The sequence below is a fragment of the Rothia terrae genome (assembly GCF_014705925.2).
In the GTDB taxonomy this organism is placed as follows: Bacteria; Actinomycetota; Actinomycetes; order Actinomycetales; family Micrococcaceae; genus Rothia; species Rothia terrae.
This window is the reverse complement of sequence record NZ_CP061539.1, coordinates 2,377,062-2,398,680: the sequence shown is the minus strand read 5'-3', so window position 1 is coordinate 2,398,680 and position 21,619 is coordinate 2,377,062. Positions and strand designations below refer to the sequence as shown.

The window sequence follows — 21,619 nt, the reverse complement described above, 5'->3', positions numbered from 1 at the left end:
GTATTTTCCCAGCTAAACCGTGCACTCTATTGAAAGAATTATCGCGCGCACGAAAGAAGAGCCATGGATATTGCCGGTCCCGCATTTGTCTGGGGAATCACAGCGGTCACCGCCGTGGTACTTCTCATCGCCATTTTCATTCTTCCCCGGCATCGCGGCCCCGGCATCGGCAAATACTTGACGCAGGCGATAGCGCTGATAGTGAGCGTCCTTCTGTGCATCAGCACCATTGGCGCGTGGCTCAATAAAGAAAACCAGTGGTTCACCAGCTGGCAAGAAATCGTCAGCCCCGAAACCGCGCAGGACGCATCCACCCAAGACTACGGTGCGAAAGAAACGAAGGCCTCTGCTACCGTTCCCGCGGTAGAGCAGGTAGCTACCGCTGTGCAGAAAAACCCGGCGTCCAACTCTTTTTTCGGCTCGCAACTTTCACAGGATGACTCCAAAGGCCAATACGTAAAATTTGATGTGCCCGGTAGCGTCAGCGGCAAAACCATGAGCGTGACCGCCTGGCTACCGCCGGGATATATGAGCAATCCCGATAAGTTTTACCCCGTCATCATGGGGTTCCCAGGTTTTCCCGGCAGCCCTGATACCTACCAGAACACCATTGACTACGGGGCACTTCTGCGCGATAAAAACACCAGCGGTAATCTGGCAAACACAATTCTGATTGTTCCCGACGTTTACCCCGGCAACTACGACAGCGAATGCGTGGACGCCTCTGGCGATAACACCCCGCACACCGAAACCTTCGTGACGCAGGATCTTGTGCCCTGGATTAAAACTAACCTGCGCGTCATCGATAGCAAGGATGCGTGGGCAACCACCGGTTATAGTGCCGGCGGTTGGTGCGCGTCCATGTTCACCGTGAAACACCCCGATATTTTCAGTGCGGCGCTCGTGCAGGCGGGCTATTTTGAGCCGATTTACAGCGATAACCAGAAGTGGCTGGACGACCACGACCCCAACTACATGCTGCCCGATATTGTCTCGCGCACTAAACCCGACGTCGGTATTTTCTTCTACACCAGCGACGACGATGATCTGCCCAAAGACACCCTGCCCGCCTTCCGCAAAGCAGTGCAAGCACCCACTGAACTCACCATCTCAACGGTGCCTACCGGCGGGCACCGCGTAGAGGTCTGGGTGCCGGGCATTAACCTGGGGCTGGACTGGCTGGCGCAGCGCTCAGGATACTTCGCGAAATAGCTGGCGGGCGGTTTTCCGAGCTAGCGAGGAAACAAAAATCGCTCGCCAGAAAGCCCATGTGTTTACTTGCGCGCGGTGTATTCTCAGCGGGTACGTTTTTTAATGCGTGAGAGGGGCTAACCGTGGCGGATGAGAGCTAGCGAGCATGCAAAGAGCCACGGCTAGGAATCCTACCGGTTATAACTCGACCAACCCGCCATTGTTATCGGTGAGATATTAAATGCGTGAGAGGGGAGGGATGGACCGTTTTTAACTAAAAAACGGTCCATCCCTCCCCTCTCGCGGAAAATGCTAGTCAGCCCTTTTCGCGCCGCCGCCCAAACGAGAGCCGTTGTCGGTGAAGACATCTGGAATACCGTCCTCATCGCTGTCCAAGCTCTCCTTCTCAGTAAGTTCCTTGTAGTGCTTGTTACGACGAGACAGCACCAGCGAACCCAAAATAGCGGCAGAAACCGAACCCACCAGAATCGCGATCTTCGCGTTTTCAGTGTGCTCAGAACCCGGGCCGAACGAAAGCTCAGCTACCAGTAGCGAAACGGTGAAACCGATACCCGCGGTCATCGCCAAACCAATGACGTCCACCCACGCGATATCCGGATCAAGGTTAGCCTTGCGGAATCGGGTAACCAGCCAAGTCGTCAAAGTAATACCGACGGTCTTACCAAGAACCAAGCCGAGCATAATGCCCAAAGCAACCGAGTCGGTCAGCGCCTTTGCCAGGCCGCTGAAACCGCCCATCGCCACACCGGCTGAGAAGAACGCAAACACCGGTACGCAGAAACCCGTAGAAAGCGGACGCAGGCGGTGCTCAAGAACCTCCGCCAAGCCAGCGGGCGCATCCGCGGCACGTGACTTTTTGTTGTACACCACCGGCACGCAGAAGCCCAAGATAACGCCCGAAATGGTCGCGTGAATACCTGACTCCAAGAACAGTGCCCAGGTGACGATGCCCAGAGGCAGCAGAATCAACCAGGATGCGAGTGGCTTGAGGTGGAACATAGTCTCACCTTTGTGCGCGATCAACCAGAACAGCGCAATCGGAATCAGCGCCAACAGAAGGTAAGTCAGTTTGAAACCGGTGGTGTAAAAAATCGCGATGATGAAAATCGCGATGAGGTCATCAACCACAGCGAGCGTCAGCAAGAAGATGCGCAACGCAGACGGCAACGCCGTGCCCACCGCTGAAATAACCGCCACAGCGAACGCAATATCAGTTGCTGTAGGAATAGCCCAGCCATGCAAGGCAGACGGGTTGCTGAAGTTAATCGCCGCGAAAATCAGCGCGGGAACCGCTACACCACCGAACGCAGCAGCGATAGGGACGATAGCCTTACCGGGATCATGAAGGTCACCGACCACAAACTCTTTCTTCAGCTCAAGGCCGGTCAGAAAGAAGAAGACAACCAGCAGACCATCTGCAGCCCACTCAGAAACCGTCATCATCAGGTGGTGAAAACCTGGAACATGGGCGCCAACCTCGGCGTCACGTACACCGAAGTAGAAATCTGCCGCCGGAGAGTTTGCGAGTATAACGGCGAGAACAGTGGCAACAAGCAGAATGAAACCGCCCACCGTTTCTTGGCGCAAAATCTCCGCCACGCGGCTGGACTCAGAATAAGAGCCGCGGGAGAGCGTCTGGTTATGAGGTGCTGAAGAATTAGACACTCACATCCCCTTTCAATGTACGAACGTTTCTTTTTACTTTATGACCGGGAACGTAAGTAAGGGTGGTTTTTTCCCATGTTGGGACGAAGTGTGACACATTCAGCGTTTGCGCGAGAGAGCCCCGGTGGCGAAAAACCTGTGGGAGCGAGGTAGTCGCGGCGGATGCGAGCTAGTGACGCGCTCGGGTACGCAAATGTCTATTCATATTCGATAACGCTGTGCACGTTAGACGGTGAGCTTTCTGGTGAGCGGTTTTTGTTTCCTCGCTCGGAAAACCGCTCACCAGCCCCTCTAGCGGTTAGGAAAATTGCGGTGAATCCGCTTCGCTCATCGCTTTTTCGCTTCGCCGCTTGCGCTGTGCTCAGCTCTTTTCGCTCCGCCGCCCAGTGAGGCACCGTTGTCGGCGAAGACATCGGGTATGCCGTCGGCATCAGCGTCCACAGATTCTTTCTCTGCAATCTTCTTGTAGTGCTTGTTGCGCAGGCTCAAGATGATTGCGCCTAAAACAGCTGCGGTGACCGAGCCGGTGAGGATCGCTACCTTCGCATCATCGTTGTAATCAGAGCCAAGCCCGAATGAAAGCTCAGCGATGAGCAGTGAGACGGTAAAGCCGATACCTGCCAGAGTTGCCACGCCAAAGACGTCAACCCACGCGATATCAGAGTCGAGGTTTGCTTTCTTAAAGCGGGTAACCAGCCAGGTGGACGCGGTAATGCCGATCATCTTGCCAAAGACCAGTGCGAGGACGATGCCGTACGCGATGGGTTCGGTGAGTGATGAAGTGAAACCGTTCCAACCGCCGAGTGCTACACCCGCTGAGAAGAACGCGAACACGGGGACGCAGAAGCCAGCGGAGAACGGGCGGATGCGGTGTTCCATGACCTCTGCCAGGCCGTGGTCAGCGTCCACCGCCTCAGCGCGCTTGTTCATGCGCACGGGAATCATGAAGGCGAGAATGACGCCTGCAATGGTTGCGTGAATACCCGAGTTGAGGAACAGCGCCCACACGATGAAACCGATGGGGAGCAAGATGAACCATGCTGCTGCGGGCTTGAGATGGAAAAGCTTTTCGCCCTTGCGTGCGATTAGTGCGTAGAGAGCGATGGGGATGATAGCCCACAGCAGGTACTGGATTTTGAGGTCTGAGGTGTAGAAGAGGGCGATGATGGTGATAGCGATGAGGTCATCAACCACTGCCAGAGTCAGCAAGAAGGTACGCAGTGCAGACGGCAGGTGCGAGCCGATGACGGCAAGAACAGCTACCGCAAACGCAATGTCGGTAGCCGCCGGAATAGCCCAGCCACCGCGCGCCTCAGCAGAGCCCGAAAGGTTGATCAAGAAGTAGATGATTGAGGGCAGAACGACGCCGCCAGCTGCTGCCACCATGGGCACAAGCGCTTTGCCAGGGTTGCGCAAATCGCCAATCACAAATTCTTTTTTGAGTTCTAGACCAACGAGAAAGAAGAAAATCGCGAGCAGGCCGTCCGCTGCCCAGTGACCGATTGAAAGCTTGAGATGAAAGTCGCCGATATCGCGTCCAACGTAGGCATCGCGTAGACCGAAGTAGCTTTCAGCGGCACCACTGTTCGCGAAAATGAGGGCAGCTACGGTGGCGGCTAGAAGCATCATGCCACCTACGGACTCTTTGGCAAGAATTTCGCTGATGCGCTGGGATTCGCGGTAGGTACCGCGAGAAAGAACGGTGTTCTGAGACATAGTTCTCCAAACGGGAAGTCGACAAAATATGTACTACCCGCTTTGCCCCTTCTCGGCCCGCAGTTTCACGGGCAGACCCCTAGCCCTAAGAGCCAGTAGTAGAAAGAGAAAAACGGGTGCCGACCAGACTTCCCGGCACACCTGAACGCACAATTCTACCAGCTGAGGGGTGATGTGACCACAGGTTTTGAAGAGCGCACCGTCTAAAAATAAGGGAACGTACGGTTACTCATATTTGAAAGTCACAATGGATTTTTTCACGTATCACTAGGTAAGGAACGCCTAAGTGTTTTAGTATTAGGTAGTTATTTTTAATGAAATAACTTTTTAAATCAGCACTTCAGAGCGTCTTTTAACTCCCTAAAGAACCACATAAAGACAGCTCGATAAAAACATACGAAACGGAGCACTTAGTGAGCAACCAGCAGGACGTCGAGGTCAATCGCCCGGTGGATAACACTCCCTGGCTGACCGATGATGAGCGTGATGCGTGGCTGTTCCTCAGCTCCGTCATCTTCAATCTTCCCGGTGCTTTGGAGACTCAGCTGGAGCGAGATTCAGACCTGAGCTTTGTGGAATACATGGTTCTTGCAATGCTGTCTGAGGCTCCGGAATCACGTTTGACGATGACTGAGCTTGCGCGCCAGACCAACACTTTATTGCCTCGCCTATCACGCGTGGTTACTCGCCTTGAGAAGTATGAGTTTGTGGAGCGTACCGTCTGGGCGAAAGACCGCCGCGTGAGCATCTGCCACCTGCTTCCTGCAGGACGCGAGAAGATTTTAGAGGCAGCTCCCGGGCACGTTCTTGAGGTTCGCCGTCAGATTTTTGATCGTTTGAATAAGCGTCAGACGGTGCAGCTGGCGAAGATTGGTGAGGCCATTTTGGGTGGTAAACCTTCTGAGATTATTACCGTCAAGAAGTCGGTTATCGAAGAATAAAAGAATTTTTATCAAAGGCGTCGTTTTGAATAAAAGCGGCGCCTTTTATTTGTGCAAAAAATATATTACTGATGCGTTCATTTAGGTAACTAATGACGGTTTTTCGGTGGTTACTGAGGGTACTTCTGGCTTGCGGTAAGCCCGGCTGATTAGCAATGATGGGTCGCTGTTGGTTGCTCCCGAGCGTCCTGTAAATTGTGTGGCGCGATGGATCGGGCAGGATTATTTAGAACATTGAGAATAAATAAGGGTGCGATGATTCTATAGCTACCGACACGGTGTGTTCGCGGGTTTCTGCCTCTCACAGATGCGTGTGATGAAGTTGAGCAGGAACCTCCTGATCAACCCCTAAAGATTGCCGTTGAAACTGCTGAAAACGAAAATATTTAATGTGTTGCTAGTTATAAAGTAGCCTCTAGTCTAATAAATCCCCACGTCAGAGCGTTTTGGACTATAGGTCAGGGTGGCACTTATCTTTGATACGGGTGAGTAACTTGCGCCAATCTAAAGGCATGGAAAACAACATTCTTCACTCTCTCGGCCTGCTAATCCTCCGCGTGGTTATCGGAATCATCTTTATTGCCAATGGCTTTATGATGCTCAACAAGTGGGGCATTGAAAACACTATTCACCAGTTTGCTGGTGCCGGAATTCCTATGACTGCTCTCGTGGTGTACTTCAGTATTGCGGCTGAGCTTATCGGTGGGTTCCTCTTTATTGCCGACTTTGCAACTCGCCTTCTGGCTTTGGCGTACGTCGCTATTTCAGCTGGCGCTATTTACTACATCCACTGGGCGCACGGTCTCTACGTTTCAGATAATGGGTATGAGTACATTCTCTTGCTTGGTGTAGCTAGCTTGCTCTTTGTGTTCACCGATCCCGGTAAATTCTCGGTTGACTACCTCATTGCACGTGCAACCCGCGGACGCTGGGGTAAGAAGAATAAGGGCGTTTCTGATGATCCGGTGGTAGCGGCGTACAGCGCATAAGTTTTTACTGCGTATCAAGCCTCAATGCATGACCTCCCACCCGTTGCGGTGGGAGCTCATTGTTGTATGCGGTAGATTTTCTGAACAACACTTTTCAGTCACTCGGTCTTCTTATCCTGCGCGTTATCGTAGGTATTATTTTCATCGCTAACGGTTGGATGATGCTCACCCGCTGGGGCATTGACGGCACCACCGCATCCTTCGCTGGTTCGGGCATTCCCATGGCAGGTTTTGTCGCTCTCTTCTCTATCGCGGTTGAGCTGATTGGCGGCATTCTCTTTATCCTGGGTTTCGGTACCCGCCTGATTGGCCTGGCATACCTGGCCGTTTCACTCGGCGCTATCTACTTTGTTCACTGGGCAAAGGGTATCTACGTTGCTGAAGGTGGTTTTGAGTACGTGATGTTGCTCGGCGCATGCGGCCTACTGTTCGCCCTGATTGGCCCCGGAAAGTTCTCCATTGATCACATGATTGCTAAGGCTTTCCGCAAGAAGAAGCAGAACCGCGCTGTGGAGAACCACGTGGTTGATGCTGATCCTGTAGCTGCATACAGCGCCTAAATTTAATAAAGTCTCAATGCCCCCGCTACTGGTCGAGCGGGGGCATTGTTGTATCTGCACAGCTTTATCCACAGAAGTTTTCCACAGCGTGGATAAGTACATGAATGTAACTCAGTGGACGCAGGAGAGGGTGTGTATGGGGATGTGTATGCCTGATCTCTACTGGACGCCCGTGAAATCAAGGATTTATAAGAAGCGAGGTGTTGCTGGACGCCCTGTTCCTATCCCATAGCAGGGATCTGCGGAAAACTTATCCCCACCTGTGGATAACTCTGTGAACATTTTCCACTTAAAGAGCTGTTGTGAGATGGGGTGTGTGGATAGGACGCCTGCCAAAACCTGCAAAAACCCCTTAAATCACAGGTTTTTGAGACTTTTCCACAGTTCTTTTCCACAGCGTGGAAAACTTACACGCGTGTGATTACACCGGTGAGCTTCGAGTGCTGCACCATAGAAAATCCTTGTCAGAGCAGTATTTAGATAAGTGTTACTCGCATCAACGTACTTATATTCGAATTATGCACAGAATTATCCCCATCTGTGGATAACTTTCTGCACTTAATGCACAAGCGTGATCGCACAGAGCAGGGCTTGGGGAGAAAAGCAGGATGCCTGCAACCAGCCGGCTAGAAACCGCCCTTCGGCGAAGTACTGGTAACAGGCATCCTGATAAAAGCTAAAGAGCCAGCGCAAGCCCCGCGGCTACTTGCCGGTCTGGGAGAATCGCTGGCGCATTATCCATGAAGCTAGGTAGCACAGTGCTACAAAAGGCACGGTGTAGAACAGTGCCGGACGCTGTGTGGGGTCAAAAACAATGAGAACGCACGATAACGCGCAGACGATGAGGGTTACCCAAGACAGGTAAGGGTAGCCGGGAGCACGGTATGCGAGATCCTTGATCTTGTTGCCCTCGGCAAGGTAGCGCTTGCGAAAGACGATGTGGCAGGCAGCGATTGAAACCCACACTTCGCAGTCGCTACATGGAACTTACTCCTAACGGCAAGCTCCTCAAAGACCGTGCCTTAGTCATCGTGGGTCTCATGGATAAAACAGTCTCTGAGTTCAAAACGATTGATGATGCTATCGGTGGCGAAATCCGGTTGGGATGCCCCGAGTCGCCGCAAGTTAGCGTCGTTGCTTCTGCTTTTGCGAGTTTTCACAAAACAGCACCGCTCTCTCGCCTAGATATCACAAGTGGCAGCACGGAGCACCTGTTTTACCTCTTACATAACGACCTGCTCGACGCCGCGCTGATTGTGGAGCCGCCTTCTTTAGACCGCTACGAATATATTGAAATTCCGGGCGAAGACACCTGGGGCGTCCTGATGACTAAAGACGATCCGCTAGCCTCTTTGGACGCGATTTCTGCCGATGACTTGCAAGACCGAGACATCATTATTTCGCGACAATCGCTTAAAAATGATCTGCCGCGTTGGAGCGAAGGCAAGATTAAAGAGCATCAGGTCGTAGGGTTCTACAACCTGGTGTATAACGCCACCCACCTGGTGCATGAAAAGTTGGTTGTGATGCTGTGCTTTGACGGGCTCGTCAATACCGAGACGCACCCTGAGCTAACTTTCCGCCCGATTACCCCGACGCTGAGTAACAAAATATATTTGGTCTGGCAAAAACAGCAGACCTTCACGCCCGTTGCGCTGCGCTTTATCGAGCACCTCCGCGCAACGCTGAAATAGTGCCGTTAAATACGGTAGGACGCGCGTCCTTGGGGCACTAGAGAGAGCGTCACCCCGTGACGAAATCAGCGCAAAAGGTTTACGCAAAAAGTAAATTTCGGGTTCGTCTCTTAGCGCTCATAGCTGAATATAGGGTAAAAGTTCTACATATAAGGCAGACAATACCTGCACTGGTGCGTAAACTGATGAGTGCAAGGTTTAAACGTCTAGAGAAAGAAAAGGTGACTCCTCATGGCAGAGAAGTACGTTCTTCCCGACCTCGATTACGATTACGCAGCACTGGAGCCGCACATCTCAGCTCGCATCATGGAGCTGCATCACTCAAAGCACCACGCAACCTACGTTGCAGGCGCTAACACCGCTATCGAGAAGATGGAAGAAGCACGCGCAAACGGCGACTTCGCTAACATCGGCAAGCTCTCCAAAGACCTCGCGTTCAACCTCGGTGGCCACACCAACCACTCCATCTTCTGGAAGAACCTCTCACCCGAGGGCGGCGACAAGCCCGTAGGTGAACTCGCAGCAGCAATCGATGACAACTTCGGTTCATTCGACGCTTTCCGCGACCACTTCACCAACGTTGCAACCACCATCCAGGGCTCAGGTTGGGCAATCCTCGCATGGGATACCGTTGGTAAGCGCCTCGTTATCGAGCAACTCTACGATCAGCAGGGCAACATCTCAGTTGCACTGATTCCCGTTCTGCAGCTGGATATGTGGGAGCACGCTTTCTACCTCGACTACCAGAACGTTAAGGGCGACTACGTCAAGGCATTCTGGAACATCGTGAACTGGGAAGACGTAGCAGCACGCTTCGAGCGCGCAGTTTCACAGACCAAGGGTCTGGTTATCCCCGAGGCGTAAGCTTCTAGATACTACAGCGCCCCGCACCTGCCTTTGTTGGCTGGTGCGGGGCGTTTTTGTATGCGATGGGGCGGGTAGCCCCTGGCGTTTCGCTCATTCGCTGGGACTTTAAGTACTTGCCATGAGCGCAACGCCAGGGGTTAGTGCATAAGAACCTAGCTGCCGCTATCCTCGCCATCAACACTGCGTTCCAGTCCGTCAACACCGGCGTCCTCGGCGGACGCGGTTTCAGCGGGCGACGCGTCCTCGGCAGGTGCGGTGGCATCAGCGTCATTAGGTTGCTCAGACCAGCTCTCGCCCGGGCGAACAGGCTTACCCGACGCTGATTCCTTATCGGACTTCTTCACACCGGTGGGATCGTAGTAGTTACCGCCCAAAGCGTCCATCAGTTCCTGCAACTGGTCTCTCACAGGCGTCAGCGTAGTGAAAGAACCCTCCCACGAAGCCGGGCTCTGAGTGGAGCGCTGCAGGTCGTTGTAGAACTCGGATGCGTCACGGTAGACCTCGGTAGCCTCTTCTTCGGACAGCTTACCGGCGCCCTTAACTTTATCCGTGTGCTCCTGAATCATGTGCGGAATCGAGCAATCCGTCTCTTTCGAGTACAGGCCCTTGCCCTCGTCGGCCGCCGCTTTTTGCGCGTCAGAGACCTCGGTGTAGAACTTATCGCCGTACGAAATAAACGTAGCTACACCCAAGCCCTCGCCGACAATGTTCTTGTTAATGAAGTCTTTACCCTTATAAATCGCGGCCTCAACATAACCCGAAGACCCAACAGCATTCGGATCAAACTTCAGCGAAACCTCGGTACCCGCAGGCAAAGTCTTCTCGGTGTAAGCCTTAGCCTCATCAATCAGACAAGACCCCGAATAATCCACATTACGCTTATTCGGCGTCAAAACATTAGCCATACGCACCTCGCGGTCCTCACCATCAATCGTCAGAACCACGGTGTTCGCATCCTTCACCTCTTTCACCACACCGCGAGTGTCATCCTTAAACTCCTGAGGAGCAGCGGACATCGTGAAGTTAGAAGGCACAGCCGTAGTAGGCTCTTCAGCTTTATTCGAACAACCCGTCAAAACCACAGCCGAAACACCGATAACAGCGGCAACAGGAGCAAAACGCATGGGGACTTCTCTCTATCCGGGGGGAGGGGCTCTCTACAGGACTAAAACTTATGTTGCGCGACATCCTGAGTCTCAGAAGCCCGGTACATGCCCAAAGGCCCCTGATCAGCGAACGCGCGAGCGTGATCGTAACGGTACAAACGCGGCGGGCGGTGACGAGTACCCTCAACACGCTTACCGGTATCAATAATGGACTTGGACGCCGCAATCTGACGGCGGAAATTCGCCGGATCCAACGCGCGTCCCAAAATAGCCTCATACACCTCGCGCAACTGCGCCAACGTGAACTCTTCACCCAAGAACGAATGCGCGATGCGAGAGTACTCCACCTTATTCTGCAGGCGGTACAGCGCGTACTCCACAATCTCATTGTGATCAAACGCCAGAGTCGGCAGCTCATCGGCAGGGAACCACTTAATATTCTCATGCACGCGAGTATGAGACACATCAGTAGCCGGAATAGACGCCCAATACACCACAGACACCACGCGCTCGGGATCAACCTGAGGCTCAATCACGCCCTCACGCATCCGCCTATAATCAGGGGTTCGCTGCACATCACCAAACGCGTACAACTGCTCAAGATAACCCGGAACCAAACCGGTAGCACGCTTCAACGTAGAACCCGCAGCCTGCTCCAACGACTGATCCGACGGCAACGGGCCACCCGGCAACGCCCACTGACCCTTATAAGGCTCACGCAAACGACGCACCAAAGGCAACCACAACGAATGATGCGACTCACCCTCCTTACGGCGCAAGGCAAGAATCACCGTAGACACCGCCAGCGACACCGCCGCATGGTCAGCCTCATGATGATCATCAGAATGGCCAAGCTTCTCAGTTTCCTGAGGGAATGAGGTCATGAATCAAGCTCCAAAAATAGTTCACACGAACACAAGCGTTACAACACCACTCATTCTAATGAAAATAGACCCGCCGGTCATGAAAAAGTCGCAACCACCCCAAGTAATTACATAAAAACCACCCAAAATATGGGACGGCTAGGGTTTCTGGCTCAAAAGCACCCCAAAAATGCGGGGCGGGCAGGGTAGGCGAGCAAAAAATTACTCCCAAAATGCGAAAGTACTGACACTAGCGTCAGTACAAACACACTTCGGGAGTAAGTTTTCAGGATGCGGGTGCGCGCGCCGGCGAGCTGAAGATTGGCTGGTGGGCGGGGCATTGTGCGGCTCCCCGCCGCACCGCACCGGCTTCGCTTCGCTACGCCGCTGGGCAACGCTCTTGCGTGCTCGCTAGCTCGCACCCGCGTCGCCCAGCCCTTCGGGCGAACTTCAGATTGACGGGCGCTACGCGCTAGTCAATCTGAAGTTCACCCATTTCACCCCAGTCATCGCCATCGATAGTGCGAGAGATAATCTTCGGAGTCTCAGCCAACCACGGCTTCATAGCCTCCAGGCCCTTCGCAAAGTGATCCGAATTCACGTGAGCCTCACCCGCGTCGTCATTGAACGCCTCAACAAGAACAACCTCATTCTTGTCTTCAACGCTCAGCGACCACTCAAACCACTTGTTACCGGGCTCCGCGCGGGTAGCCTCAGTGAACTCGCGGGTAGCCTCGAGGAACTCCTCGCGCTTGCCGTCCTTCACCTGGTACTTCACAACAATAAAAATCACGTCAATAAATCCTTATCTATAGACAGTCGGGAACAACAAACCCGCCTGCCTCCATCTTGTCACAGGGCGCGATAAAAGAAGACAGGCGGGGTTATCTGCAAAAACTTAGGAAAGCTTCTCGATCAGCTTTGCGTTGAACGCATCCAAGTCGCCGGGGTTGCGGCTGGTAATCAGTGAGCCGTCAACAACGACTTCCTCATCAACCCAGTTAGCGCCAGCGTTCTTGAGGTCCGGCACGATGGAAGTGAATGAGGTCAGCTTGCGACCTTCGGCCACACCAGCGTCCACCAGAATCCAGGGTGCGTGGCAGATAGCAGCAACGGGCTTGTCAGCATCAAGGAATGCCTTGACCAGCTTGCGTGCGCCTTCATCCATGCGCATTGCGTCGGCGTTCAGAGTGCCGCCGGGCAATAGGAGTGCGTCGAAATCTTCAGCCTTCACATCTGCGGTCTTAGCGTCGGGGGTGAAGGAATCCTTCTTCTCCCAGTCGCCTTCCATGCCCTGGAATTCCTTGCCGTCGGGTGATGCGAGGGTGATGCTCGCGCCCGCGATTTCGAGGGCGTCGCGGGGTGAGGTGTATTCAATCTGCTCTACACCCTGTGATGCGAGTGCGAGAACCTTTTTGCCGTTGAGATCAGCCATGATAAATCCTTTCGCCTGTTCAACAGTTCGCTTACTATTCTCGCATTTTCGACGGCAGGACGCGAGAACGCGGCGCTGGCGTTCACTGAGCGCGGAGGGGTAAGGCGCAGCTTGACCGGACGCGCGTTGCGGGGTGCCGCGTCCTGTCCCTCACTTTCCGTGGATTTGTGCTGTAAAAACGGCGAAATTACAGCGCAAATCCACGGAAAATGCGCGGTGGTAGGTGGTGCAGGGCTGTTACCCCGTCTCAAATCACCGTTTTGGGTGCGAAATCACACCCAAAACGGTGATTTCGCACCGGGTAAGCAAGGCGCGCGGTGGCAGGCAGTAAAGAGCCGCGGCGGGGCATAGTGGGCAAGAGGCCCCTCTTGCCCACCCCGATAGACTGGGAGCATGACGCCCACGCTGGAACACACCTACGCCTGCACTTTCCCGACGCTCGCCACCGAGCAGCGCCCCACGATTCCCGCGGAATCGCGCGTCACCTGGGTCAACGAGCCACTGGCGCAAGAGTTGGGTCTGGATGCGGCGTGGCTGGCTACCAACAACGGGCTGGCGTGGCTCACGGGAGGCTCCGCGGAAACCTATGCACTGGCCTACTCCGGTTTTCAGTTTGGGCAGCTTTCCCCGGTTCTCGGTGACGGACGCGCGCACCTTGTCGGCGAGTTGCCGCTACCCGGTGCTGAACTCGGCGCATCCGGCAACCCTACCCAGCCACGCGTCGACCTGCACCTCAAGGGCAGTGGACTCACCAACTTTTCGCGTCCTGGGTCTGACGGTAAAGCACCGCTTTCAGCGGTCTGGCGCGAGGTCGTGATTGGTGAATCGTTGCATGCCCTGGGCGTTCCAACTTCCCGGGCACTCGCCGTCATTGAAACTGGCGAATACATCCGCCGACGCTCACCCATGCCTGAGCCCGCCGGGATACTCGTGCGCGTGGCGTCCTCGCACCTTCGCGTCGGCACCTTTCAGTACGCGCAACTCACCGAGGGCGAAGAACTTCGCAAGAACCTTGTGAACTATGCGCTGACCAGGCATTATCCACATCTCAATGCCGAGAACCCTCTCGACCTGTTGCGTGCCGTCAGCAAACAGCAGGCGCAGTTGGTGGCGCACTGGATGTCCCTGGGTTTCGTGCACGGTGTACTCAACACCGATAACGTCAGCATCTCCGGCCAAGCTATCGATTTTGGCCCCTGCGCTTTCATTGACGGTTTTTCGCGCGACGCGGTCTACAGCTCCATTGACCGACAGGGGCGCTACAAGTACCGCAACCAGCCCGGCGTGACGCAGTGGAACCTCGCGCGCTTTGCTGAAACGCTGCTCGACCTCATCGACGATGACCCCAACAAAGCTGTACATCTTGCTACGGACGTCCTTGCTGAGTTTGAAGAGACCTATCAGGACGCCTGCACCCGCCTCTTCGCTGCAAAGCTGGGTATCGACCTGGGTGAGAGTGCAGATGGTCAGACCCTGGATAAAGTTGCCGCTTTTATCGAGAAAACCCTGGATCTTGCCGGAGAGAAAACCCTCGACTTCACGGGTTTCTTCCGCGCGCTGACTGACGATGCTGAGGTTCAGAACTCGGAGAAACTCCAGAGCCTGTTGGGTCAAGAACCCGCTGAAACCTGGCTCGCCGAGCTGAACCGGCTCCGCGCAGAAACCGGCGCGTCACCGGAAAAGTCCTACCAGCTCATGCAGGGCAACAACCCGGTCTACATTCCGCGTAATCTCACGCTCGATGCGGCGCTGCGCAAGGTTGAGACGGGCGATGCTGAACCCATTCAACGTCTGATTGAAGCCGTTCGAAATCCCTACACACGTGTGGTGGGGAACGAGGATTTGGAGCAGGCGCCGGATTCATCGCGATTCTTTACGAGTTTCTGTGGAACATAGCAAACCGTTATATACGTCATGTTTGTCCCCTAAATAGGGGAAATTGTATAAAATAAACTCAGCGGCGGATTTCCTCGGAATACACGAAACGTCCCCACGTTTCATGTGTAAAGAAATCCGCCGCCGCGTTTAAAGCTTGCTATAGGAGCCTATTGATAAGAACCGACGCATGAGGCACCTATATGTCTGCATATAAAAACGCGCTGCCTCACTCGGGTATCGAGTAGAGACAGCGCGTTCGAAAAAACACTTGGCTACATTAGAACAGCCGGATGCTTACCAGCGGTTCACTGCAGGAGCATCTTCGTCGAGCAGGTTCATATCGCGAGCCTGGTCAGCGGTGAGCTCATTACGCTCAGCACGCGGCTGAGTGACCGAGTAGCGGTAGTCGCCACCACGAGCTTGGAAGCGGATGTTTGCAACATCGTCGTGTGAGTGCAAGGTGGAGAGGTAACCGTCATTGTTCAAATCAGCCGCAACCGGACCGGACGAAATCTGACCGTCATTATTGAAGTCAATCGGTGCGTCCGCAAGAGCGTCGGGGCGGTAATCGTACAGGTAACCGTGTGAATCCGGGCCAAAGCCGCCTTCTTCGTACAGGCTACGCTCATTAACGGAATCGTGTTGATGGGTTGAGTAGCCGAATGAAACGTTGCCGTTAGCTAGCGGAACACCTTTAACCTGGTAACGGTAGTTCATGATGCTGAAGTAGTTGGGTTTGAAGTTCACGTTGTCATCGCCACCGTGTAGCAGACCGAGATTGTGGCCGAGTTCGTGAATGAAAGTGCCGATGTAGGTAGCGCTCGGAACATTCTCGCCCCAGTAGCTGGGGCCGAGGGTTACGGCAAAGTTGCGACCGTTAATCTGCGCGATACCTGATGAACCCGGTGCGTCTGAGTAGTAGTCACCAAAGACCATGTAGTGGAAGACATCGTCACGAGCGGGATCTGAGTGATCATAGCGCAGCTGGCCAACAGTGGTTTCGTTGCGGAGAACCTGATAAGGAATCTCCTCACCGCCGCCGAGATCGTACTTAGCGTAGCGACTACCTGCATCCAGGTGAATGTTAACGCCCTGGCGACCATCGGGGTTGTCGATGGGGTAGTTAGCGAAAGTCTGGGTGATTGCGTCCAGCTCAGACTGGGTAGCCATCAGATCGGGCATGTAGTCCATCTCGACAAAGATGTCCTTGTGGTTGGGATCTGCGCCCCACGCCGGGAAATCAAGGTCGATCTTGCCGTCATTGTCGTAATCGTAACCGTTGGTTTCCCAAGAATTAGGGATGCCGTCGCCGTCGTTGTCAGTGAAGGACGCTGCGTTAGCAGGTGCTGAAAGGCTGGTGAGGCCAATGAACGCTAGCGTGAAAGTGGCAAGAAACTTCTTACCTGAAAATAGGGTGCGCATATGCGTGTGTACTTTCTGTGTGGTTCGAGCAACTCGAGTGGTTCAAGTGGTTCAAGTGGTTCGAAATGGGGAGTGTTGTGTGGTTCTGGTTCTGAGATTAAGTGAAAAATAGGCTTTTGGTCAACTTTAAACGAGTAAAAAATGCCCTCTGATTAGGGGATATATACAAATTGCAACCGGTGGTAAACAGGGTTTTTGTATGCATTTCGGTCAAGTTTTAAAAAGGGATGCGGCGTCTCAAAAATAAACATTTAAAGTGCGTTTATTTGCAACATTGTTCAACAATCCCTATATTGTGGTGTAGGTCTATGAAGCAGCACTCTTGCTTGCGTTCCTTACTCGTGAGAGGAACCTGCGTTGGCAGAAAACACAACCCCCATTAAAGGAAGCGTCGTCGCATCCAAGAGCGGACGCCGATCCGTGCTCATCGGATCACTCTTCCTCATGGCAACCAGCGCCATCGGCCCTGGCTTTATCACCCAAACCGGACAGTTCACCTACAAGCTCGGCGCATCCTTCGCCTTTGCAATTCTGATCTCAATCCTGATTGATATCGCGGTGCAGCTCAACGTCTGGCGCGTCATTGGTGTCTCCGGTCGCAAAGCCCACGAACTCAGCAATGCCGTCCTGCCCGGCCTGGGTATTCTGCTCTCTATCCTGGTGGCACTGGGCGGATTCGTCTTCAACGTCGGCAACGTTGCCGGCGGCGGACTCGGCTTCGACTCAATGCTCGGTGTCGACCCCACCATCGGCGGTGTTATCACCGCAATCCTAGCGATCGCGGTCTTCTTATCGCGCAAGGCAGGTGTGGCGCTCGACCGCATCGTTGTGGTTCTCGGCGTCATTATGATTCTTGCAACCGCGTACGTTGCCTTCGTGTCGAACCCGCCTGTCGGCGATGCCATGCGCAACGCTGTCATGCCCGAAACTATTGATTTTGCAACCATCACGACGCTGGTGGGCGGTACCGTCGGTGGCTACATCACCTACGCTGGTGCGCACCGCATGATCGACGCCGGAGTCTCCGGTCTTGAAGCGGTTACTGACATTACCCGATCATCGGTTACCGGCATCATCATCACCGGCCTGATGCGTTTCTTGCTCTTCTTGGCAATCCTCGGTGTTGTTGCGACCGGTGTTGAACTGTCGACTGACAGCTCTATCGCTGGCCAGGCGTTCGGTATTGCCGCCGGTGAAATCGGTACCCGCCTGTTTGGTCTTATCCTGTGGGGCGCATCTATCTCGTCAGTGATTGGCGCGGCGTACACCTCAGTTTCATTCCTCACCCACAACAACACCCCGGTGAAGATCAAGAACGGTCTGACCATTGCGTTCATCGTGGTCTCGACCATTGTCTTCGTGACTCTGGGTAAGGCGCCGTCTACCTTGCTGATTGTTGCTGGCGCTGTGAACGGTTTGATTCTTCCTGTTGGTTTTGGTGTTCTGCTGTTTGTGGCAACGTTCAAGACCCGTAAGTTGCTTGATGGTTACAAGTACCCGGTGTGGCTGCTGGTGATTGGTTGGGCGTCGTGGTTGCTCACCATTTACTTGGGTTGGAAGTCGCTGGGCGGCATCGCGCAACTGTGGCAGGGCTAAAATTTTCTGCTTTGCAGAAATAAAAATTTTAGCCCTGCGTCGAGCTCAGCGTAGCGGCGAGGCGAAGAAGCGCGTGAGCGCAGTGAACTCGTGTTTTCCCTAGCTAGCGAGGAGATTCTCCCCGGTGAAATGTGCTTTTCATCGGGGAGATTTTTTGTGTCAGTAGGTTTTCACTTTCCGTGGATTTGCGCTGTAAAAACGTCGAAATTACAGCACAAATCCACGGAAAGTGCGCGCGGGGTCCTCTTTACCGCAGTCGGCCCCATTGCTATCCTGTACAGTATCCTGTACGGAAAGGGATGCGATGAAAACACTGACATATACGGAATCTCGCGCGCGTTACGCAGAGGTCCTCGATTCGGTAGTGAATGATTGTGAAGAAGTGGTGGTGACCCGCGCAGGACGCGAGCCAGCGGTCATCCTGTCATTGGCGGAGTACGAATCGTTGAAAGAAACCGCCTACCTCCTGCGCTCTCCCGTCAACGCGCGTCGTCTTTTTGATTCCATTAGCGAGCTGGAAAATGATGGTGGCGCTGAACGGGATCTACTCGAAGACTAGCCATGAAAATTGTGTGGAGCGAGAACGCCTGGGAAGACTATCTGTGGTGGCAGGGGCAGGATCGCAGGGTTCTCAAACGTATCAATCTGCTTATTAAAGATATTCAGCGCAATGGGAACGAGGGGATAGGCAAGCCAGAGGCTTTGCGTAATAATCTCTCGGGGTATTGGTCGCGCAGGATCACTAAGGAGCACAGAATCGTCTATAAAATCGTCGACGATTCCATTCGCATTGCCGCGGTGCGCTACCACTACGAGTAAACCAACTTTCCGTGGATTTGTGCTGTAAAAACATCGAAATTACAGCGCAAATCCACGGAAAGTGGGCGGTGCTCTATGCGTCAAAATTTTTAACATGTGACCTGGACCTGTAAAAAAATCGCGAAATTTTTGACACGTTGGTCATTTTTCAAGGCCTTATGTCAAAAAATGGGTAGATTTTGAACATGACCTGGTCTGCTGATGAACCCTATAACGACTTACCTCCACTGCCACCGGCCGAGTATGTTGAGACGATGCCCGTACTCAAGGCGGTGATTGAGGCACGCGCCGCTATCGCCGGTCTTAATGAGGCGTTGGTGTCTTTGCCAAATCCAAATATCTTTTTGCACTCCCTGGCCCTACTTGAAGCGCAGGCGAGCTCTGAGATTGAAAACATCGTAACCACCACCGATGAGCTCTTTAAGGCTGCCACGATTTCAAGCGATGCTAGTGGGGCAACCCGCGAGGCCTTGCGCTACCAGAAGGCGCTTTTCGCGGGTCTTGACGCTATGCGAGCACGTCATGGAATCATCACTGCTAATACCGCAAAGGAAATCTGTAGCACTATTCGCGATATAGAGACCGACGTGCGGCATGGTGAAGGCGTCTACATTGGTAACCCGACGACGCGGCGCCGTATTTACACCCCACCGCAAGGCGCGCAAGTGATTGCTCAGAAGCTGAAGAACTGGGAAGAGTTTGTAAATTCCTCCAGCGAGTTTGATCCGCTGGTGAGAGTTGCTTTGGCCCATTATCAGTTCGAGGCTATTCATCCGTTTGATGATGGAAACGGACGTACCGGGCGTATTCTCGATGTGCTGATGCTAGTTTCTGCTGGGCTTTTGGAAGAGCCAATTCTGTATATTTCTCAGAGCATTATTGCGCAGAAGAACGAGTATTATCGTCTGCTCAACGGCGTAACTTCCGAGGGCTTGTGGGAGGACTGGACGCTTTACATGGTTGAGGCTATGCGTGAGATTGCGGTGAATACTCTGGCAAAGATTAAGCGGATTCAGGGCTTGCAGGAGCAGATTCATGAGGTTGTTGGGTCTCAGATGCCTGCTGGCGTTATGGAGGTTGTGTTTGAGCAGCCCTACTGTCGTATTAAGGACGTTGTGGAACGCTGTGCGGTGACGCGTCAGACCGCCACAAAATACCTGGGTGAGCTGGTTTCTTCGGGTGTTCTGCGCGAAGAAAAAGCTGGCCGGGAGAAGCTCTTCGTGAATGAGGAGCTGATGGAAGTATTGAAGAGCAAGGAGGGCACAGTTGGAGATTGACAAAGAAAACTACCCAATCTGTCTAGGGGACTCCACTGAAAAGGGGGATCACTCAAAAAATGGTGGAAATTATCTTCATTCTAAAAAATCAAAGATGATATTCAAATTTCCCTCAGAAAAAGTTTCGTCAAATGAGTTAATTGCTCGATGGGGGAAGAAAGATAAAAATGGAAAAAGGGAATTTTGTGTACCCACTACTGAAGCTGTATCAAAGATAAAAATATCTTCAAGCGATGAGGTGTTTGAAAGTTTTCCGAAGTTATCTAAGCACCTTAATGTTATCAAGGGCAGGGGTCAGGTAAATTCCTTCCACGAGATTATTAAATATCTAGAAAAAGGTAAGTTGGATCCCTTTGAAATTGAATTTATATATGAAGAAAAAGGATTAACGGAACCAGTGAGTGTGGATTCAGATGAGCGAAATGGGGAGACTATGGAAAATTTTGAAAAAATAATTAAACATCTTCACCTTGATAAGAATGTAATAGTTGAAGGCGTAGCAGGTTCTGGTAAGTCTCACCTTCTAAGTTCACTTCGTAAAGCGTATGTAAATAAATCCGTATCCGGTGAAGAAAAGTACCGGATTAAGGTTAGCAATCAAAACGATTCTTCTGATGAAGTGAATGACCTTGATGGATATGAGTCTCTCTATGGGGAAGATGGGGATCGTATTGAGGTCGTAGTATTCCATCCCTCTACTTCTTATGAAGAGTTCGTTTCCGGTATTCGTCCCAACTTCATGAAAAATCATGAAAATAAGGATGACTTCGTTACGCAAGAAGGTATTTTTATTGAGCATTGCAACAAAGCAGTTGCAAATCCAGACAAGAAATTTTTGCTGTTTATCGATGAAATTAACCGAGCTAATACTTCTCGCGTTTTTGGTGATTTGATGCTAATCATTGAAAGTTCTAAGCGCACGATATTTGTTGATGGTGGGGATCCATCAGCTAAAGACGTATATAACTTTGGTTCCCTCATTGCAAAAGAATCTAATGCTAGTGATTTGAATTATATTAGACTGCAGACTCCCGTTGTTAAAAAATACTATGATAATAATGAGATTGTTGATGAACTGTCGGAAAAAGATGAAAGTAATAAGGGGCGTGAGATAAAGAAGGTTGTCTTTGACAAGCTTGTAGTTCCTTCAAACCTGCACGTACTCGGCACCATGAACACCACCGACCGCTCTGTCGGAACCATTGACCTTGCTCTGCGTCGTCGATTCCACTGGGTTACCCAGCACCCATACACCGCAGAGGAACTCAAAGATGCGCTAGAGAAAAACGGTGAAACCTACCCTGAAGAAATCGCAACCTGGTACGAAAAAGCTAACAGTGTTCTGCTGGATAGAGTCGGCCCTGATGCCCGTCTTGGCCACGCCTACTTCTTCGATAAAGACGATGACGAAGAAGCTATCGCAGAAGCTCTGCTCAACCAGCTCAAGGAAGTAGCTTTTACCTTCAATATCAGCCAGACCATTCTCGACGAAATCGGAGCAGTCAACGGTAAGAAGATTCTTATCCGTGGTTCTGGCCTCGGCGCTCGCCCTGACGTTGTCGATGAGTCCTAGCAGAGC

20 protein-coding genes are annotated in these 21,619 nt (G+C 52.7%); 12 read left to right on the top strand and 8 right to left on the bottom strand.

Features of this window, described 5'->3' with window-relative positions; genetic code table 11:
• The first annotated feature begins 63 nt into the window (after positions 1 to 63).
• On the top strand, positions 64 to 1,212 hold the full coding sequence (locus IDM49_RS10905; protein ID WP_190724525.1) for an alpha/beta hydrolase: 1,149 nt from the start codon (positions 64 to 66) through the stop codon (positions 1,210 to 1,212).
• Positions 1,213 to 1,503: 291 nt separating this feature from the next.
• Here IDM49_RS10905 and nhaA (IDM49_RS10900) read toward each other — a convergent pair whose 3' ends face one another.
• Both nhaA (IDM49_RS10900) and nhaA (IDM49_RS10895) read right to left on the bottom strand, forming a co-directional pair.
• On the bottom strand, positions 1,504 to 2,877 hold the full coding sequence (gene nhaA, locus IDM49_RS10900) for a Na+/H+ antiporter NhaA (RefSeq protein ID WP_190724524.1): 1,374 nt from the start codon (positions 2,875 to 2,877) through the stop codon (positions 1,504 to 1,506).
• Between the two features lie 327 nt (positions 2,878 to 3,204).
• The gene (nhaA, locus tag IDM49_RS10895; RefSeq protein ID WP_190724523.1) at positions 3,205 to 4,593 is read right to left on the bottom strand and encodes a Na+/H+ antiporter NhaA; all 1,389 of its coding nucleotides are present in this window, start codon (positions 4,591 to 4,593) and stop codon (positions 3,205 to 3,207) included.
• Positions 4,594 to 5,006: 413 nt separating this feature from the next.
• Here nhaA (IDM49_RS10895) and IDM49_RS10890 point away from each other — a divergent pair, with 413 nt between their 5' ends.
• The 3 genes from IDM49_RS10890 to IDM49_RS10880 all read left to right on the top strand — a co-directional run bounded on the left by IDM49_RS10890 (position 5,007) and on the right by IDM49_RS10880 (position 7,083).
• On the top strand, positions 5,007 to 5,534 hold the full coding sequence (locus IDM49_RS10890) for a MarR family winged helix-turn-helix transcriptional regulator (protein WP_228008102.1): 528 nt from the start codon (positions 5,007 to 5,009) through the stop codon (positions 5,532 to 5,534).
• 494 nt (positions 5,535 to 6,028) lie between these two features.
• Positions 6,029 to 6,523: a DoxX family protein gene (locus IDM49_RS10885; protein WP_193836654.1), complete on the top strand. Its 495-nt coding sequence runs from the start codon at positions 6,029 to 6,031 to the stop codon at positions 6,521 to 6,523.
• Between the two features lie 59 nt (positions 6,524 to 6,582).
• The gene (locus IDM49_RS10880) at positions 6,583 to 7,083 is read left to right on the top strand and encodes a DoxX family protein (protein ID WP_190724521.1); all 501 of its coding nucleotides are present in this window, start codon (positions 6,583 to 6,585) and stop codon (positions 7,081 to 7,083) included.
• Between the two features lie 702 nt (positions 7,084 to 7,785).
• On the opposite strand, the gene IDM49_RS10875 is transcribed toward IDM49_RS10880, so the two are convergent.
• Entirely contained in the window at positions 7,786 to 8,049 is a 264-nt protein-coding gene (locus tag IDM49_RS10875) for a hypothetical protein (RefSeq protein WP_190724520.1), read from the bottom strand.
• Here IDM49_RS10875 and IDM49_RS10870 point away from each other — a divergent pair.
• Together IDM49_RS10870 and IDM49_RS10865 are read left to right on the top strand one after the other, a co-directional pair.
• Positions 8,037 to 8,777, top strand: coding sequence for a LysR family transcriptional regulator (locus IDM49_RS10870; RefSeq protein ID WP_190724519.1), 741 nt, complete (start codon positions 8,037 to 8,039; stop codon positions 8,775 to 8,777). The two genes, IDM49_RS10875 and IDM49_RS10870, sit on opposite strands and share 13 nt — an antisense overlap.
• A gap of 231 nt (positions 8,778 to 9,008) precedes the next feature.
• Entirely contained in the window at positions 9,009 to 9,641 is a 633-nt protein-coding gene (locus tag IDM49_RS10865; RefSeq protein ID WP_168615633.1) for a superoxide dismutase, read from the top strand.
• Between the two features lie 155 nt (positions 9,642 to 9,796).
• Here IDM49_RS10865 and IDM49_RS10860 read toward each other — a convergent pair whose 3' ends face one another.
• The 4 genes from IDM49_RS10860 to IDM49_RS10845 all read right to left on the bottom strand — a co-directional run bounded on the left by IDM49_RS10860 (position 9,797) and on the right by IDM49_RS10845 (position 13,048).
• Entirely contained in the window at positions 9,797 to 10,768 is a 972-nt protein-coding gene (locus IDM49_RS10860; RefSeq protein WP_190724518.1) for a thermonuclease family protein, read from the bottom strand.
• A gap of 41 nt (positions 10,769 to 10,809) precedes the next feature.
• On the bottom strand, positions 10,810 to 11,634 hold the full coding sequence (locus tag IDM49_RS10855; protein ID WP_168615635.1) for an NUDIX hydrolase: 825 nt from the start codon (positions 11,632 to 11,634) through the stop codon (positions 10,810 to 10,812).
• Between the two features lie 451 nt (positions 11,635 to 12,085).
• The gene (locus IDM49_RS10850) at positions 12,086 to 12,406 is read right to left on the bottom strand and encodes a putative quinol monooxygenase (protein WP_168615636.1); all 321 of its coding nucleotides are present in this window, start codon (positions 12,404 to 12,406) and stop codon (positions 12,086 to 12,088) included.
• 105 nt (positions 12,407 to 12,511) lie between these two features.
• On the bottom strand, positions 12,512 to 13,048 hold the full coding sequence (locus IDM49_RS10845; RefSeq protein WP_168615637.1) for a type 1 glutamine amidotransferase domain-containing protein: 537 nt from the start codon (positions 13,046 to 13,048) through the stop codon (positions 12,512 to 12,514).
• A 393-nt stretch (positions 13,049 to 13,441) separates the two neighbouring features.
• On the opposite strand from IDM49_RS10845, the gene IDM49_RS10840 reads away from it, so the two are divergent.
• Positions 13,442 to 14,944 carry a protein adenylyltransferase SelO gene (locus tag IDM49_RS10840; protein ID WP_190724517.1) on the top strand — a complete coding sequence of 501 codons (1,503 nt, stop codon included), beginning with the start codon at positions 13,442 to 13,444 and terminating at the stop codon, positions 14,942 to 14,944.
• Between the two features lie 276 nt (positions 14,945 to 15,220).
• Here the strand turns inward: IDM49_RS10840 and IDM49_RS10835 are convergent, their stop codons facing one another.
• A complete protein-coding gene (locus IDM49_RS10835; protein ID WP_190724516.1) occupies positions 15,221 to 16,348 on the bottom strand; it encodes a zinc-dependent metalloprotease family protein in 1,128 nt (375 codons plus the stop codon).
• Positions 16,349 to 16,705: 357 nt separating this feature from the next.
• Here IDM49_RS10835 and IDM49_RS10830 point away from each other — a divergent pair, with 357 nt between their 5' ends.
• From IDM49_RS10830 to IDM49_RS10810, 5 genes are all read left to right on the top strand, one after another.
• Positions 16,706 to 17,944: an NRAMP family divalent metal transporter gene (locus IDM49_RS10830; protein ID WP_228008101.1), complete on the top strand. Its 1,239-nt coding sequence runs from the start codon at positions 16,706 to 16,708 to the stop codon at positions 17,942 to 17,944.
• A gap of 304 nt (positions 17,945 to 18,248) precedes the next feature.
• Complete coding sequence (locus IDM49_RS10825) at positions 18,249 to 18,503, top strand: type II toxin-antitoxin system Phd/YefM family antitoxin (RefSeq protein WP_190724515.1); 255 nt, start codon at positions 18,249 to 18,251, stop codon at positions 18,501 to 18,503.
• A gap of 2 nt (positions 18,504 to 18,505) precedes the next feature.
• On the top strand, positions 18,506 to 18,763 hold the full coding sequence (locus IDM49_RS10820) for a Txe/YoeB family addiction module toxin (protein WP_190724514.1): 258 nt from the start codon (positions 18,506 to 18,508) through the stop codon (positions 18,761 to 18,763).
• 185 nt (positions 18,764 to 18,948) lie between these two features.
• Positions 18,949 to 20,040, top strand: coding sequence for a Fic family protein (locus IDM49_RS10815; RefSeq protein WP_190724513.1), 1,092 nt, complete (start codon positions 18,949 to 18,951; stop codon positions 20,038 to 20,040).
• Positions 20,030 to 21,613: an McrB family protein gene (locus IDM49_RS10810; protein WP_228008100.1), complete on the top strand. Its 1,584-nt coding sequence runs from the start codon at positions 20,030 to 20,032 to the stop codon at positions 21,611 to 21,613. The genes IDM49_RS10815 and IDM49_RS10810 overlap by 11 nt, the downstream gene beginning before the upstream one ends.
• Positions 21,614 to 21,619 lie beyond the last annotated feature (6 nt).